Consider the following 16,814-nt stretch of genomic DNA (forward strand, 5'->3'; position numbering starts at 1 on the left):
AAATGTTAGCTACTTTTGATTAATCTTTTACTATGAAACTTAGGTTGTATCGTTTAAATATCCGTTAAGAAACTTCGTTGTTTGACCGTAAGGGAGTTTAAGAAGTTTTAGGATATTTAATAAGATATAATCTGTAGTTTTATTAAAAGATTAATTAAGTAGCGGTATTTCAATTATCTTCATTTTCGCTTAAACACCTTTTTTAAGAAATTAAGCCCTAACTAGTACAATAAATCAACTTATCATTTATGATTATGGACAAAAAAGAGATGTTAATTACTTGAAATTAACATCTCTTTGTCAACAGTCTGGGCACTCATTTTAATGAGTGCCATTTTTAACTTGATTACTAAATTCAGTTATCAACTATATTTCAAAAACTACTTTAAGAATCCTCTATAAGCCTTGAAAGTTTCATAGCAATCTACTTTACTTGCAAGTTCCATAGGTGCATGCATGCTTAAAAGAGCAACTCCGCAATCTACAACTTCTGCTCCGTAATTAGCTAGTATGTAGGCTATAGTTCCACCTCCACCTTGGTCTACCTTTCCAAGTTCTCCTACTTGCCATGTAACATCATTTCCATCAAAAGTATTTCTTATTTCAGATAAGAATTCTGCATTTGCATCATTACAACCAGATTTTCCTCTAGCTCCTGTATATTTAGCCACAACTACACCATGACCTATAAATGCTGCATTTCTCTTATCGACAACATCAGGGAAGTTTGGATCAAAACCACAAGTAACATCTGCAGATAATACCTTCGAATTAGCCAATGCTCTTCTTAATTTTAAATCATTATAATCTCCTTGAGCATTTATAATTTCTCCAACTACATTTTCAAAGAATCTAGATTGCATTCCTGTATTACCCATAGAACCAACCTCTTCTTTATCTACAAACAATCCAACAGCTGTATAATCAGGATTTTCAACTTCGAAAATACCTCTAAGCCCTGCGAATGTACAAACTCTATCATCATGTCCATAAGCTGCTATCATAGATCTATCAAGACCTACATCCCTTGACTTTCCAGCCGGAACTATTTCAATTTCAGCAGTTAAGAAATCTTCTTCCGTCATATTGTATTTCTCATTTAATAATTTTAATACATTCTTCTTAACAGCATCCTTTTCTTCATCTTTTAAAGGTATATGTCCTATTAAAACATTAAGCCCCTCACCCGTAATACCTTCAGCAAGTTTTTTACTCATTTGATCCTTAGCTAAATGTATTAAAAGATCACTTATGTATACTACAGGATCATTTTCATCATCACCAATGTTAACATCAACCTTATTTCCGTCCTTAGTATAAACAACACCATGCATACTTAAAGGAATAGATGTCCATTGGTACTTTTTGATTCCTCCATAGTAATGAGTCTTTAAGAGAGCTAAATTGCCATCTTCATAAAGTGGAAATGGTTTTAAATCTAGCCTTGGCGAATCTATATGAGATCCAACTATCTTCATACCCTTTTCTATTTCATTTTGTCCTATTACAAATAATGCTACACCTTTACCCTTGTTATTTGCATATATCTTAGCGCCTGCTTTAACATCATTAGATTTTAAAGCTTCTTCTAACGAAATATATCCTTGTTCTCTTGCCTTCTCAATTATATAATCTACACATCTTCTTTCAGTCTTTCCATTATCTAAAAAGTCCATATAATCTTTAGAGTAAGACATTACAGCTTCCATATCCCCATCTTTTAAATTTTTCCATGCATTTTTAAATTCATGAGTTAAATTCATATTTTCCACCTTCCATATAGTATAATTTTAACATATTATTTTTATTATATCACATTTTGTAACTCATTTTTCAGAAATATCAATTTATCAAACTTCTATATACTTATTCTATATGTCTTTAGTTTTTCCTATTAATAAATAAAAAATCGCATCTATAGATACGATTTTATAATTTTTTTATATTATTTTTATATGCAAATATAGCTGCTTGAGTTCTATCAGATACCTCAAGTTTTCTTAATATACTGGAAACATGATTTTTTACAGTTTTTTCACTTATATAAAGTTTTTCTGAAATTTCTTTATTGCTAAGACCATCCGCAATAAGAGACAATACTTCATATTCTCTTTTAGTCAAACTATCTAATCCCTCTTTAACAGCATTTCTATCTTTTCTTTTGTTTATCTCTCTTAATAATTCTCCTGCAAGATTTGGATGAACATAACTTCCACCATTATATACATTTATTATTGCAGCAACTAAACTTGATGATTCTGAATCTTTAAGCATATACCCATTAGCCCCAAGATTTAAAGTTTCTATAAGATACTCTCTTTCATCATATATAGTCAACATTATTACCTTACTAGATGAGTCCATGTCTTTCAATTTTCTTAAAGTCTCTATCCCATTCATATTAGGCATATTAATATCTAATAAAACTATGTCTATATCTTTCTTTCTATAATATTCCATAGCCTCATATCCATCGCAAGCTTTAGCTACAACCGTTATATCATCCTCAAGCTCTAATATTTTTGCAAGACCTTCTCTCATAAGAGAGTGATCATCCACTATCATAACTTTTATATTATCCCTCATCATTTACCTCCTTATTAGGAAAAGCAAATATAACCTTAGTTCCTTCCCCTATTTTACTGTCTATTTTTAATTGACCATCTAGTAAAGACGCTCTTTCTCTCATAAACCCTATTCCTAATGATCCTTTTATAATATTATCACAATCTACATTAAATCCTATTCCATCATCTAAAACAACACCAGCTACTCTTTTTTTATTTATATCTAATTTAATTCTAGCATTAGATGCTTTAGAGTGCTTACATATATTATTCAAAGATTCCTGTATAACTCTAAATGTAGTTATTCTAACCAAAGGATGCATTATTTTTGTATCATTGAGTACAATCAAATCTATATTTATATCATTTTCATACTCTATGTCTGATATAGCTCTTTCTATTGTTGGTATCAAACCTAAATCATCTAATGAAGTTGGACTTAAATCATACATAATTCTTCTTAACTCTCTAAGTGTAGTCCTAAGAATTTTCTTCATATTTTTTATTTCTTCTCTAGATAATTCTATATCTTTATCTAAAAGCTTATTCATTATTTCAGACTTTATTACTAAAGAAGCCATACTCTGTGCTGGACCATCGTGAATGTCTCTAACTATTCTTCTTCTTTCTTCTTCTTGTGATTTTATTATCTTCATTCCGATCTCAGCTTTAGCTTCCAACGAGGTCATCTTCTGAGATACATTTTGTAAATCTCCCATTAAAAAATCAACAACCGACTTCATCTTAGACATATATAGTTCGCCTTTTTCTAATATGTCATTCATCTTCTTAAGTCTTATCTCAAGATCATTTCTACTTTTTATTATGTTTTTTTCTTCTTCTCTTTTCAATGTCAGTTTTACCTGTATACTCTTAGCATCTTCATAAGCCTGTTTTATTCTCTCTTCTGTCTGATTGTGGAAATTCTTACTTATAAAAGCTAGTTTTTCTTTACTCTTTTTCTCCTCTTTTTCTAAGTATTCAACCTCATCTATTAAAAACTTAACTCTAATCCTGAAGTTTTCTAACTCTACTCTCATTTTTTCACATTCATTATGTACACTTTCATACATAGATAGAACTTCATCTTGACTATTCTTTATAGTGTCTATCACTTTATCGAATATTTCATTAAAATTGATGAACATATCTTCTCCATTCACAATAACTTACCTCTTTTTTTCATTTTTCGACAGCCTATTACATTATACTATATTTTTAGTCAATATAACACCTATTCAGCTCATATTCATATAAATTTTGCCATATTTATCATTTTCGATATCTACAAAAAATAAAAGATTACCATGTGGCAATCTTTATTTATAATCTAAAATTCAATAGTACTCATACTATTTTTTTCATTTTCATCAAGAATCTCTTCAAGATTTAATATTATTATCATTCTTGAATCAACTTTTCCAATACCTTCAATATATACTCTATCAAATCCTGCTACTATTTCTGGAGCCGGTTCTATATCCGTATCTTCCATAGATATCACCTGAGAAGCATCATCTACTAAAAAACCAAGCATTTTACCATTTATATTAGCTACAATTATTCTAGATACTTCACAAGATTCTATTTCTTCTGATAAGCCGAATCTCTTTTTTAAATTTATTATAGGAGTTACATCTCCCCTTATGTTTATAATTCCGTCTACAAAGTCAGGAGTATTTGGAACTTTAACAATTTCTTTAACCTCGCTGACTTCCTTAACCTTCATTATGTCTACTCCATACTCTTCATCGTTAAGCTTAAAAATAACATATTTCTTTTCAGCCATAAACATCCCCCTCTATTATATTAATCTACAACTTCTATACACTCTAACTTTTCTCTAAAATCTTTTCTGAAATTTTCTATATATTCTTTTCTTAAATCTTGTTGCTCTTTTTTTTCTTTTTCATTTAAACCGTCTGATTTAGCTTTTTTTGCTAAATAATTTATTCTATCAATCTTTTCTTTACATAACATATAAACACCTCTTTCTTACTAAAAGAATATTTTATTATTTTTAAAATCAATATTATTTTTATATTTCAATAAAAAATCATCTAAATTTTTATCTATTATATCTATTCCCTTTTCTATTTGTTCACAATTGGTAGATGCTATATTAATCCTAAAAAAACTATCTTCTATGGGATTATCAAAAAAATAATTTCCAGGCATAATAGAAACTCCATATGGTATCAAATAGTTTTTAAAATCAATTGAAGAGTATCCTTTTGGAAGAGACATAAAAAAGTTTATACCTCCTGTTGGCTTATTAAATTCTAATCTAGAAGATAACTTAGTCTCTACTAAATTAATCATACTATCAAACCTTATTTTATATGTTTGTTCTATATTTTTCAAATGATTTTTGAAATCATAATACTTCATATAATAGTACAGTGATTTCTGAACCAAGCTCGATGTAACTATATCACTTGAATATTTAGCCCATATTACCTTGTTCAAAATTCCTATAGGTATATCCATAAAACCGATTCTAAGACCTGGCATTAGTATTTTCGAAAAACTCTTAATATATATAACCCTATTATAATCGTCATACGATCTTAATGTATTGTTATCTTCTGAATAAAATTTAAAATCACTTAAAAAATCATCCTCTAATATATAAAAATCATATTCATTTGCAAGTTCTAAAAGTTTTTTCTTTTTCTGCTTAGAATATGATATTCCCGTTGGATTTTGATAATTTGGCATAACATATAATAACCTGGGTCTTATTTTTTCTAATTTCAACTTTAGAATACCAATATCAATTCCATCATCCAATAATGGAATTTGCATTACTTTTGCACCCTTGTTTTTAAATATTTCTAAAGCTCCACTGTACGTAGGCTCCTCGCAAAATATAACATCACCATAGTTAATGAGTGTTTTACAAATAATATCTATCCCTTGCTGTGCTCCAGATATTATTTGTATTGTAGATGAATCTGTATATATATTTAAACCTTTTAAATAATCGCATATCGAATTTCTAAGATTTAAATACCCAAGACCTTCATCATATTCAAATAAAGATGGACCTTCATTTTGAAGAGCCATATTTATAGCTTTTTTAAAATTATCAACAGGAAATATGTCTGTAGATGGGTTACCAACATCAAATCCTATAATTTTATCATCTACAATTGAAGATGTTTGATTATAATTTTTAATCTCTGTTGCATAACTTCCACTTCCTACTATTTTATATATATATCCTTCATTTTCTAATAGTTCATATGCTTTTACTACAGTAGACGTATTAATACCTAATAAATCTGAGATTTTCCTTATAGGTGGTAATTTTTCATTTTTTACTATTTTTTCACTCTCTATCATGTTTTTAATATTCCTATATATTTGAACATATTTTGGAATATTATTTATAATCATGTCGAACTTGTATTTTTCCATATATATCACCAATTTTATTATAACAAAAATTATTATATATGAATACTATAATTATGTGTGGCAAATTTTGAAGGCATGCATATATTACTATCATATACACTAACTAATTTAATAATATCAAAAAGTGTGTTGAATTACTTTTAATATTATTTATACTTTTTCATATTTAATTTACCAACCTAGCTATAAATATAGTATGGTTTGCCTTTAACAGCAGACTCCACAAGCATATTTATTAAGTTTATCTACTACTACAAAAAACATATTATACTTTAACTGGCTTTGTAAGAGACTTAATTATATTACAATCGGCATCTATTTCACTCATATTATTTTTATTATACATTCCTACTAAATAAGCTAAAACTAGACCATCACAAAAAAGTAAAACAAGTACAATTTGATGCACATACACAGTTTTTTCTTTAAAGTGCGAGTTAGAAAATAAACACTTTTTAATTGTATTTACAACCTTTGACCAAGGCTTAGTTTTTTTATGAAATAGTGTCATAACTAATTACATACATAGGTTTCCATTTTTGATTTAATTTAGATTAAATTAAATCTATTGATTTTACTATTTTTTTCATATGAATCATCTGTGATTTTATAGGATATAAATCAAATTTTAATTCATTTAGTATAATTAAGACCAAAAACAGTTATACATATCTCCTTGCATCTTTTGTGTATGACTTTAATTATAATTTTGATAAGAGGATATTTTAAATATAAACAGTATGATTAAAGTTACTGGTAATTGTAATTAAATACTAATTAATAGCATACTTTTTATGTCATAATCTAATATTAGCATTAATGAAATATTAAAAAATAAAAAAGGGGTACTTTTCATAAGAAAAGCTAACCCCTAGATAAAATTATACTATTTTTTACTTTTAAATCCACATTTAAATATGGAATTTATAAACATTTAATTATATATCTTCTATGGTGCTGGAATACGAACTTGGCGATCTTGTAATAATTTAAGTGTTATATATATAACCATTTTTTCTTCTATCTTGCAAAATTCTTTTTCTTCAAACGGAACTGTTCCACATTGTGGTTTATGACGCCCTATATATTCATCAAATTCTACTATTCTCGTTCTTATTAATTGGCAATAAGGTAAATTATTTAAATATTCAGAACTTTCTTGGTTGTATTCTGATAAATCTCCTGACAAAAGCTTATCTTTTTCTGCAAAATTATTTGGTAAATTATCTATTTTATGATATTCGAATTCCTCTAATTCACTAAATAGTACTGGTGCAGGTTCTATTCCATTAAATTCTACTTGTGTAGTACATTGGAAAGGTACATCTACTGTACAGTGCTTAATATCTCCACATATCCCTTCACTGTTTGAACAATTTCTAGTTGAATAATCAATATTCTTTCTAACAAAACCTTTTATAAATAATACATTTGTATTTTGAAGTAACATACATTGAGTTATTTTAACCTTTTTCTTGATATCTTTTATTTCTATTGCTTTTTCTGGAAGTTCTATATCAGACATAGCATTTATTTGTACTGTAAGTTCTGCTAAAATAACAGGAACCTTTGCAACTACATCTACTATAGGTGTTATTTCTGAAGGTATATTTGAACAACTTTCAACAGTTCCCCCGCAAACATCTACACAATATACATCTTTGCATTTATTTTTTTCCATCTATTAATTTCCCCCTATTTTTTATTATTTTATGAGGATTTCTTTTTCCTCAATACATAATATTAAGATTTCTAATTTATGTGATTATAATCGTTAAGAGGTATCAATACATCTCTTTCTTGTAAAATCTCTAATATAATATATACAACCATCTTTTCTTCCATTTTTTCAAATGAAATTTCATTTTTTCTTCTATATCGATTTATATATTCATCAATATTTACAACTCTTGCGCTTATCAAATTGCAATAAGATAGTCTGTTAAAACACTCTATGTTTTCTTGATTATATTTATATGAATAACTTGATATAAGACCGTCATTTTCAGTAAACGCGTTAGATATATCAGATACTTTGTGATATTCAAATTCATCCTTAATATTATAAATTATTTTTTTTGGTTCTATACCATTAAATTCTATAGAAGTATTACATTTAAAAGGTACATCTACTGTACAATGCTTAATGTCTCCGCATCCTCCTTCTTCATTTGAACAACATATAGTTGTATACTCTATATTTTTTCTAACATAACCACTTATAAATAACACGTTCGTTGTTTGAAGTAGCATGCACTGTGTTATCTTAATATTATTATCTATATTATTTATTTCCGCAGCATCATGTGGAAATTTAGTATCTGACATGATATTTATCTGCAATTCAAGTTGTGCTAGAACTACTGGCACTAAAGATATTGAGCCTTCTATTACATCTGTTTTTTCGTTTTTATACGGTTCTACATATGCTACACAAGATTCTACTCTTACGCAATTATTTTTATTTATTTTTATATCTATATAATCATAATTTGTCTCATCTTCTTTATCAACCGTTTCTTCAATATACTCATTTTGCATTTGTTCATTCTCTATATTATTATTATTTCTATTTAACTTTTCCTCCTCTTGTTTTTCTCCCTTTTCTACTTTTTCTTCAACATCATCATTATGTTCTTTATATTTATTTTGATATTCCTCAATATAATAGTCTAGTGAGTCTTTTCTATTTTTTGTATAAACTAACATAATCCGAGAAACCCCCTTTCATGAAGATTGAAAAACATACTAATATATTATATGTTTTTCAATCTTATTAAGTGAAGTTTTTGCCATATAACTGATACCATAAATTATTATATATTAGAAAAAATTCACACAATATATGAGTAAAGCATGCTAACTCTCTCCAATAAAGTTTTTTATGTAAAATTAAGAAATAAACATATAAAACATTACAAGATAAAAGACAAAAAATATATTAATGATTTAATAAATGATTATATATTTAGATATTGTAATCATAAATAACAACATGGTTCAAATAATAGATTAACGATATTTGAAAAGAGATGTTTATAAAAAATCGAATACGCATTCTAAAATACATACCCTTATGTTTTTAACAATGTCATATGCTCAGTTCTATAATATCAAAATAAAAGGACGGAATCCTTTAGAATATAGGATTCCGTCCTTAGATGCATATTAAATTTATATACCTAACTTTTAGTAGTTAGTTTATAAGAGTTACTTTATTTATCCTTCTTGAATAAATAATCTCTCATAAATCTCACAAGTTTCATTTGTGCATACATCTCCTACACAGTGAATGCATGTCACTGCTCTACACTTCTTCATCCCACTTTCATTTGTGTTATCTATTTCATTTATTTTAGTTTTAAATATATTTATATTCTCCATTTAACATACCCCCTTTATATCTTTGCAATTATATATTATCATTTTTTTAATTGTTTGTCAATTGAATCTTGCATTTTTTATTTTTCATTTTCAAGCTTTATTTGCTGTTTTATTTGTAATTTAAGAATAATTTCAAAGTATAACTTTCATTTTAATACCAACATAATTTTTTTATTAGGTCGCACACTCTTTGTGTCAACTGATATCAAGATAATACTGTGTAAATAAAAATTAAATTCATATACTTTTAAAATAAAATGGGTATAAACGTTAAATTTAAAGAATATATTTGAAGAGGAGGTGATAAATTGAAAGTCCCAAATCTCATATATTCAACAACTATACTTTTTATATCAAATTTTATAGTTAGAATAATAGGCTTTTTATATAAAATATTTCTATCAAAACAGATAGGTGCTAATGGTTTAGGTACTTTTCATATGATTTTTCATTTTTTGATGCTTTGTGTGTGCTTAACAACAACAGGTATACCAGTTGCACTAAATAGCCTTATTTCAAAAGAAAAAAAAATGAATAATAAACATAATATGAATTCACTTTTTATCTCTACACTATATCTGTCTTTTTTTATTTCTATATTAATATCATTAATAGTATTTTTTAATTCAAAATTTATAGGATTTAAATTATTACATTCTAACGATTCTCAAATGTTGATAATCTGTATACTGCCAGCTATATTGTTAATCACAGTATCAAATATACTAAGAAACTATTATTATGGCATAAAAAAAGTTCAAATTCCAGCCATAGGTCAAATATTAGAACAAGTAGGCAGAATATTATTTGTAATTATATTATTTTCATTTACAAAAAATAAATCTATTTATCCTCTTATAGCTCTAATAGGTATATCTGTGGGAGAATTAGTAAATATAATATTTATAATTGTAAACTTGTTTTTTGAACCCACGTTATCCAATACTTACTCTATCTCGCTTAATGATTTTAAAAATAGTATTAATAACATAACTAAGATGGCTATTCCTATAACGTTTAATAGGGTTTTTACAGTAGTAATTCAATCTATTAGTTCTATATTAATACCGAGCAGACTTGAACTAAGTGGTTTATCTCATTCTCAATCTCTATCTCTTTATGGGACTGTTACAGGTATGGTATTCCCTTTTTTATTTTTACCATTTACGTTAACATCAGCATTAGTTGTGAACCTGATTCCAAGTATTTCTCAAGAAATGCCGAATAAAAACTATAGCTTAATAAACAAAAAAATATTTTTTTCTATATTTTTGACTTCATGCATAGGATTTTCTTCAAGCCTAATATATTTTTTCTTTGGTGAGAAAATATGTATATTGATATTTGATAGTAAGCTTGCTGGAATATACTTAAAAGCTATCTCTATAAGTACTTTCTTCATGGTATTAAATCACACTCTATCAGGTATACTTCACTCTATTGAAAAAGAATACAATGCTACTATAAATAATATAATCGGATTATCTGTTCAGCTATTTTGTATATACTTTTTACTTCCTATTAACTCTATAAATGTATATGGATTTATATATGGATTTACCTTATCTGGAGTTATAATATTTATACTTCATGTAATTACACTTTATAAAACACAAAGAAGGTGGTACTAAAGCCACCTTCTTATTTATTTTGTTTTTATATTTTCAAAACCTACGAACGATATTCTAGGATAATTAAGCCCAAATGCATTATTTAGTTTGAAATTTTTCAATTCTTCTTTGTCATTACTAATAAATTTATATCTTATTATATCATTTTTAAAACTATTACTATCTATAATAGGTTCTCTCCATGTGTTTCCTCCATCAAATGAATTAGAGCTATATACTTTATTCATCTGAGCCCATACAGTCCATAATACATCCCGACATTTTATTATAGTTGGAAACGAGCAATTAGACTGTTCCGATAAAATAATTCCATTATTTTCTTCATTTATCCCTTTATTTAAATCCCTACTTGTATATCTAATAGTCAAATTCTCATTTATAAATTCGGACCATGTCATATGGTACAAGTTATTATCATCTTTTAATACATCTAAATATATTTTTTTGTTTTTTGTATTTGTTAATTTATGTGATTCAGTCCACTCTTTAGTGTTATAATTGAATTTATTATAAAATACTTCCTCTTTATCGTCTACTTTATTAAAATAGAAAATATTCAAATCATCTTTATATTTATTAACTATATAAGGATTTATAATTGGATATGATTTTATAAATTCAATATTAGAACTTCTCCATTCTTTTCCATTAAAGTAATGAGAAAGTATTGACCATATTCTATAATTTTTAACATCTCTTATATAATAAAAAACATGTATATCATCATCATTTTTTATTATATACGGATATTTAATAATATATTTTTCATTATCGTAATCAAATAATTTTTTATACTTTATATCTAGATTATTATCTGTATATAAATATAGTATTTCTCCATGCAAATTATTTGCTATTCCATAAATTTTATCATCTTTATCTACTTGGATATTAAATTGATTACTTATAATATCCGATACTATTTTTTTTAAGTCTAACCATCCTTTGTTATGTATAAATATTTTAACAACCAAATCGTTTTTATGAGTATAAAATACCAGCGTGTCCTTATTTGATTTTTTTATTATTGTCTCAACATGATTAATAAATGGCATACATACACCTCCTACTATTTATTATTAAAATTATATGTAGTTAGTCACTTATAATTTGTTAAATGCATATATTAAGTATGAAATAAAAACCATTTTAGGAAATATAGTAACGATGTAGATTCAAAATCATATACTAAAAGTAACAAGGTACTTATTTAGTTTTGTATACTTTTTAATAAAGAGGGGGTAAAAATAATATGTCATGTAAAACTTGTGGTACAAAAACTTATACTAAAGATGATCCTAAGGTACCAGTAGAAAAAACTTGTTGTTCAGCTAACACATCATGCACTACTCCATTTGAGTATGATCCAGAAAAAATAATATCAGAATGTATATTTGTAGAAAAAGTTTATGATTCAATAATAATAAATAAAGAAGTAGATGCAGTCCCAGCTACTATAACTTCTGATCCGATTACGATTCCTTCAGGATCAGAAATAGAAACACTTAATATAACTTGCTCTACTAGAGACGTTGTTGTAACTCCTATTGTTACAAAAATCAACGGAACAGATGTGTCCGCTTTTCCAACTCCAATACCAGGACCTGGCGGAATCGAGCAAATTGATTTATCTTTCATAGATACTTCAAAATGCGATTTAGAAAACAAAGGAACTCCTATTTATATAGCTCAAACATTAGATATAGCTGGACAAATAAACTTAGAAATAAATGGGGTAGTTAAATCTTGTTCTGAGCCAAGATTTTGTAAATTCAAAACTATAGCTTCTATAGATCTTGATCCTTTGTCAATATTAATAAATGCATTTGCTCAATTGTGTATTCCTTCAACAGCTTATGCTATGAAACCATCTTTAGCCGAATTTTGCTCAATTTCTTGTGAACTTGTTTTACCTAATGGATTAGATGATGTCTCTTTAATTCCAGTTCTAGGCTCTACAACTGAATTTACAGTTCAAATAGACGATGCATTTTTAATATTATGTATAACTTGTGAGAAGAAAATTAAAGTTCCTGTGCAACTTTGTGTTCTATCTACAGGATTCTGTGAGCCTCCAAAACAATTGGGATTATGTTCTGATTTCCCTCAACTATTTCCAGATCAAATCAATAAACCTATACTAGGTAGTAATGATAGTTATTCTGATTGTAACTGTAATCGCGACTAAGAAGAAGGCTTTCTAGCCTTCTTTTTTATTATAAATTAAAATATTTTTTCAAACTTTTTATAAATGATTCTTTTTCTTCTTCCTTATAATATGATCTAAAGTAATTGTTTTCAGCTATTTCTTTTTTTGTGATTTTTTCAACATCAAGTTGAGTTCCTGATTGTATACTTCCTTGTGTAATCTCTTGTTTTTCTTCTTCTATTATTTCTTTTTCATCACCTTTAGATATAACCCCTCTATCTATACATATAAATTTTATATCATTACTTTCTATAACCCCTAACGAATCTATATATTTATCTATATTCATATTTTTATATTTACTCCCTATATACTTTATATCTTGTATATCTGATAAGCTTATTCGTTTTTTCATATCCCATTTTAGTGTATCCATCATAGAATTTTGAATAGTTACTGTTTTATTTATATTCCATACTATAAATATAGTTTTATCAAATTCAAATATCTTAAAATCACATTTATGCTCAACTTTATCAAATGTATATTTTACCCAGCAAGAATTTTCTGAAATATTCTTAATATTTTTAGAGATATGATTTAATCTTTTTTTATCATTTTTAGACCTATATAATACATGAATATTATTTATCGAATCAACTAACATATTTTCAAATTCCATATCATCATTATTTGAATTTAGAATCAAAGGCTCTTGCCATTTTTTTAAGCTATTAGAATATACTCTTATATATGGTCTTTTTTCTAAGTTTTTGTATATTAAGAATATATCTCCTTTAGAATTGTAATCCACCATATAACTTAATCTATCATCGCGTGAAGCTTCTATATGAATATAATCTGTTTTCCATCTATTACCTTCCATATGACTATGAACTATTTTTGAATTTTTATCGCTTAGTTTTTCAAATGAATAAATCATATGCATTTTTCTTGCTATAATAAATAAATTAACTTTATTTATTTGATTTATCAAAGGTCTATAACTCTTCAAAATATTAATTTTAATTGTATTTCCAGAATAAATACAATGACATAATTTACCACAATTAGTGACGCCTAACAAATGAATATTGTCCTTAAAATCAATTGCTACATCATAAGCTTTTACATTTCTTAATATTTCCATATTATCTCGCGATTTTATATTCATTTTTTCACAATAAATATTCTCATTTTGTATATAAAATTTCAATAACTCTCCAGACTCTTTTCGTATTATATTTTTTTTACACATACTCAAATTCATCATCTTTCCCTCCCTTAAGATACCTATTATTATTAATATATATGCCTATTTAATATTATAAATACTAGTTAGAATCATAATTATTAATACAATAGAATAGAATATCATATAATATATAATAAATAAGGAGCGATTAATATGGCTGTGATAAGCGTTATTATTCCTACATTTAACTATTCAGAATTTATATGCGATGCAATAGAAAGCGTATTCAACCAAACATTCCAAGACATAGAAGTAATAGTTGTAGATGATGGTTCTACCGATAATACAAAAGATTTATTAATCAAATACAAGAATAAAATAAAGTATTACTACCAAAATCACAAAGGCCCTGCAAGTGCCAGAAATTTAGGTATTAAAAACTCTAACAGTTCATATATATGTTTTTTAGATTCAGATGATATTTTCATGCCTGACAAACTTCAGATTCAAATTGATACATTCAATTCTATTTCTAATAATAGTATAGCTCTTTTGTATTCCAATTTCACAGCTGTAAATAAAAAACTCAATCTAAACATACAACACTATCAATGTCCTAAATTCAAATCACATCAACATGAACTTAGACATCTAATAAATCACAACTTTATAAATACTTCTACTGTAATGATAAAAAAAGATTGCTTATATGAGGTTGGTTTATTTGATGAAAAATTTAAGTACTTAGAAGACTACGATTTATGGTTGAAGCTTGGATTTAAATATGAATTTTTCCATATACCCAAATATTTAGTTAAAACAAGATCTCACTCTAAAAATTACAGTAGACAAGTAAATAATCTAGTTAAGCTAGATTGTTTAAATGAAATAAGAAAAAAGGTTAATAAATATTAACCTTTTTTCTTATTTAACCATATACAACTTTTTATCTTTGAAATCAAATTAGTTTTTCCCTCCTTGCTTTTTATATCTTCATGTGCTTTTAAAAAATCATTAAATTTAGACTCGAGATTTTCATAATTTTCATTCATTTTGTCTAAAATTTCTATAAACTTAGTTTCCCTCTTTTTCATATACTCTATATCATTTTTAAGTCTTGTAATTTTATAAGAATAATGTTCTTTGTAATCACAAATAATAGATTCTTGATTATCAATAAATACTTCATCTATATTATTATTTAAATAATCTTTAATATCATTTGAATAATTTATTATACTATTTTTTATATTATTTATATCATCTATTCCTACAGCTTCTTCCTTTAAAGCATCTATGCTTTCGTATTTATAATTTATAGTTCTAAATAAATTCTTGTCTATCATCTTTTTCCGATTTATGCCTAATAGATCTACTTCTTCTTGTAAATACCTGTAGTACATATGTGTTTTAATACTTTTAAAATCTTTATATTTATTCCCGATATATATAATAGGTATTAATTTTTTATTATACTCTAAGTCTATATTATCTACAGAATACTCATCAATGTTTAATTTATAAAATTTATTATTTTGATTCCAAATTATTTTTATAACATCGTCAATTTGAATCAAGAATGCTTCAATTAACCCACCCAGTATTTTCTTTATACTTTCCCTTTTTTTAAATCCAAGTGTATATGTACGTCTTATATCCTTAACTAAATAATCAACTTTTATTCCATCAAACTCAAAGCTATATAAAGTTATATGAATACTACCTTTTGTATCACATAAAAGAGAAAATTCTTTTATAATCTCTTTATTATTGTTTATTTTCTCAGGTATACTCCAATTATTATATCTATTATTAAACATTTTATAAAATACATGATTTAGGTTATTTTTAGATCTATATACAAGATGAATATTTCCATTAATATCTATATCCGTTTCATAAAGTTTACCTTCATAATATTCGAAAAATTCCCCTACTTTGTATTTGTTTATTTTATTATCTATTATAAAATAATGTATAATCTCTAATACATCATTTTTATTAGTGTTCTTTTTTACAACTATTATATTTGTCATATCATCATGAACATAGATTCTTATATCCTTAAACTCTTTTATAGGAATATTGTATATATCTATCCTATTTTTTATATACATATCATTTTTATATCTTACATAGATTATTTCTCCAAAGAAATTTACAATTCCTATATTTATATTTCCTAAAGCATCCATACAAACAGAAAATTTGAATACATCATTAAAAAGTTCTTCAATATTATTATTAATTTTTTTATATAATATCCCCTTTTTCAAGTAAAAAAAGTTAAATACGTTATTAATACATGTCACATATTCATATTCTTTAGTAAAGAACATACCATAACCTCCTGACTCCTTCATTATATATATATTCAAAAAACTAAATTCAATTCTTTTAATTATTACTTATTGAAGTAATGTATCTCTTAATACATCTATATTATTTTCTTTACATAATATAAC

The 16,814-nt window shown here is 25.9% G+C and carries 16 protein-coding genes; 3 read left to right on the forward strand and 13 right to left on the reverse strand.

Annotated elements, in window-relative coordinates; genetic code table 11:
* Positions 1-380: 380 nt before the first annotated feature.
* From Tmeso_RS11780 to Tmeso_RS16475, 10 genes are all read right to left on the reverse strand, one after another.
* Positions 381-1,763, reverse strand: a complete 1,383-nt coding sequence (locus Tmeso_RS11780) for an aminopeptidase (protein WP_099191440.1) — start codon at positions 1,761-1,763, stop codon at positions 381-383.
* Positions 1,764-1,929: 166 nt separating this feature from the next.
* Positions 1,930-2,586, reverse strand: a complete 657-nt coding sequence (locus tag Tmeso_RS11785) for a response regulator transcription factor (RefSeq protein ID WP_330400350.1) — start codon at positions 2,584-2,586, stop codon at positions 1,930-1,932.
* Positions 2,576-3,730, reverse strand: coding sequence for a sensor histidine kinase (locus Tmeso_RS11790; RefSeq protein ID WP_099191444.1), 1,155 nt, complete (start codon positions 3,728-3,730; stop codon positions 2,576-2,578). The genes Tmeso_RS11785 and Tmeso_RS11790 overlap by 11 nt, the downstream gene beginning before the upstream one ends.
* A 167-nt stretch (positions 3,731-3,897) precedes the next feature.
* A complete protein-coding gene (locus tag Tmeso_RS11795; protein ID WP_099191446.1) occupies positions 3,898-4,356 on the reverse strand; it encodes a chemotaxis protein CheW in 459 nt (152 codons plus the stop codon).
* Between the two features lie 20 nt (positions 4,357-4,376).
* Positions 4,377-4,547, reverse strand: coding sequence for a DUF896 domain-containing protein (locus Tmeso_RS11800; protein ID WP_099191449.1), 171 nt, complete (start codon positions 4,545-4,547; stop codon positions 4,377-4,379).
* Positions 4,548-4,565: 18 nt separating this feature from the next.
* Complete coding sequence (gene pdxR, locus Tmeso_RS11805) at positions 4,566-5,990, reverse strand: MocR-like pyridoxine biosynthesis transcription factor PdxR (protein WP_099191451.1); 1,425 nt, start codon at positions 5,988-5,990, stop codon at positions 4,566-4,568.
* 265 nt (positions 5,991-6,255) lie between these two features.
* Positions 6,256-6,501, reverse strand: a complete 246-nt coding sequence (locus Tmeso_RS11810) for a hypothetical protein (protein WP_099191453.1) — start codon at positions 6,499-6,501, stop codon at positions 6,256-6,258.
* Positions 6,502-6,939: 438 nt separating this feature from the next.
* Positions 6,940-7,671, reverse strand: a complete 732-nt coding sequence (locus tag Tmeso_RS11815) for a CsxC family protein (RefSeq protein WP_099191455.1) — start codon at positions 7,669-7,671, stop codon at positions 6,940-6,942.
* A 71-nt stretch (positions 7,672-7,742) separates the two neighbouring features.
* Positions 7,743-8,699, reverse strand: a complete 957-nt coding sequence (locus Tmeso_RS11820) for a CsxC family protein (RefSeq protein ID WP_099191457.1) — start codon at positions 8,697-8,699, stop codon at positions 7,743-7,745.
* Between the two features lie 510 nt (positions 8,700-9,209).
* Positions 9,210-9,374: a hypothetical protein gene (locus Tmeso_RS16475; RefSeq protein WP_187296338.1), complete on the reverse strand. Its 165-nt coding sequence runs from the start codon at positions 9,372-9,374 to the stop codon at positions 9,210-9,212.
* 308 nt (positions 9,375-9,682) lie between these two features.
* On the opposite strand from Tmeso_RS16475, the gene Tmeso_RS11825 reads away from it, so the two are divergent.
* Positions 9,683-11,005: a polysaccharide biosynthesis protein gene (locus tag Tmeso_RS11825; RefSeq protein ID WP_099191459.1), complete on the forward strand. Its 1,323-nt coding sequence runs from the start codon at positions 9,683-9,685 to the stop codon at positions 11,003-11,005.
* 14 nt (positions 11,006-11,019) lie between these two features.
* Here Tmeso_RS11825 and Tmeso_RS11830 read toward each other — a convergent pair whose 3' ends face one another.
* Positions 11,020-12,060, reverse strand: a complete 1,041-nt coding sequence (locus Tmeso_RS11830; protein WP_099191461.1) for a hypothetical protein — start codon at positions 12,058-12,060, stop codon at positions 11,020-11,022.
* A gap of 197 nt (positions 12,061-12,257) precedes the next feature.
* Here Tmeso_RS11830 and Tmeso_RS11835 point away from each other — a divergent pair, with 197 nt between their 5' ends.
* Positions 12,258-13,193, forward strand: a complete 936-nt coding sequence (locus Tmeso_RS11835; protein ID WP_099191463.1) for a hypothetical protein — start codon at positions 12,258-12,260, stop codon at positions 13,191-13,193.
* A gap of 28 nt (positions 13,194-13,221) precedes the next feature.
* On the opposite strand, the gene Tmeso_RS11840 is transcribed toward Tmeso_RS11835, so the two are convergent.
* Positions 13,222-14,424, reverse strand: a complete 1,203-nt coding sequence (locus tag Tmeso_RS11840; RefSeq protein WP_099191466.1) for a hypothetical protein — start codon at positions 14,422-14,424, stop codon at positions 13,222-13,224.
* Between the two features lie 138 nt (positions 14,425-14,562).
* Between Tmeso_RS11840 and Tmeso_RS11845 the strand changes: the two genes are divergently transcribed.
* On the forward strand, positions 14,563-15,264 hold the full coding sequence (locus tag Tmeso_RS11845) for a glycosyltransferase (protein ID WP_099191468.1): 702 nt from the start codon (positions 14,563-14,565) through the stop codon (positions 15,262-15,264).
* On the opposite strand, the gene Tmeso_RS11850 is transcribed toward Tmeso_RS11845, so the two are convergent.
* Positions 15,261-16,688, reverse strand: coding sequence for a hypothetical protein (locus Tmeso_RS11850; RefSeq protein WP_099191471.1), 1,428 nt, complete (start codon positions 16,686-16,688; stop codon positions 15,261-15,263). The two genes, Tmeso_RS11845 and Tmeso_RS11850, sit on opposite strands and share 4 nt — an antisense overlap.
* Between the last annotated feature and the right edge of the window lie 126 nt (positions 16,689-16,814).

Source organism: Tepidibacter mesophilus (assembly GCF_002724055.1).
In the GTDB taxonomy this organism is placed as follows: Bacteria; Bacillota; Clostridia; order Peptostreptococcales; family Peptostreptococcaceae; genus Tepidibacter_A; species Tepidibacter_A mesophilus.

Coding starts and splice junctions, on each gene's coding strand:
- Tmeso_RS11815 (WP_099191455.1), bottom strand. CDS start 7,671: ATGGAAAAAAATAAATGCAAAGATGTATATTGTGTAGATGTTTGCGGG.
- Tmeso_RS11830 (WP_099191461.1), bottom strand. CDS start 12,060: ATGCCATTTATTAATCATGTTGAGACAATAATAAAAAAATCAAATAAG.
- Tmeso_RS11780 (WP_099191440.1), bottom strand. CDS start 1,763: ATGAATTTAACTCATGAATTTAAAAATGCATGGAAAAATTTAAAAGAT.
- Tmeso_RS11810 (WP_099191453.1), bottom strand. CDS start 6,501: ATGACACTATTTCATAAAAAAACTAAGCCTTGGTCAAAGGTTGTAAAT.
- Tmeso_RS11785 (WP_330400350.1), bottom strand. CDS start 2,586: ATGAGGGATAATATAAAAGTTATGATAGTGGATGATCACTCTCTTATG.
- Tmeso_RS11800 (WP_099191449.1), bottom strand. CDS start 4,547: ATGTTATGTAAAGAAAAGATTGATAGAATAAATTATTTAGCAAAAAAA.
- Tmeso_RS11845 (WP_099191468.1), top strand. CDS start 14,563: ATGGCTGTGATAAGCGTTATTATTCCTACATTTAACTATTCAGAATTT.
- pdxR (WP_099191451.1), bottom strand. CDS start 5,990: ATGGAAAAATACAAGTTCGACATGATTATAAATAATATTCCAAAATAT.
- Tmeso_RS11835 (WP_099191463.1), top strand. CDS start 12,258: ATGTCATGTAAAACTTGTGGTACAAAAACTTATACTAAAGATGATCCT.
- Tmeso_RS11820 (WP_099191457.1), bottom strand. CDS start 8,699: ATGTTAGTTTATACAAAAAATAGAAAAGACTCACTAGACTATTATATT.
- Tmeso_RS11840 (WP_099191466.1), bottom strand. CDS start 14,424: ATGAATTTGAGTATGTGTAAAAAAAATATAATACGAAAAGAGTCTGGA.
- Tmeso_RS11795 (WP_099191446.1), bottom strand. CDS start 4,356: ATGGCTGAAAAGAAATATGTTATTTTTAAGCTTAACGATGAAGAGTAT.
- Tmeso_RS11850 (WP_099191471.1), bottom strand. CDS start 16,688: ATGTTCTTTACTAAAGAATATGAATATGTGACATGTATTAATAACGTA.
- Tmeso_RS16475 (WP_187296338.1), bottom strand. CDS start 9,374: ATGGAGAATATAAATATATTTAAAACTAAAATAAATGAAATAGATAAC.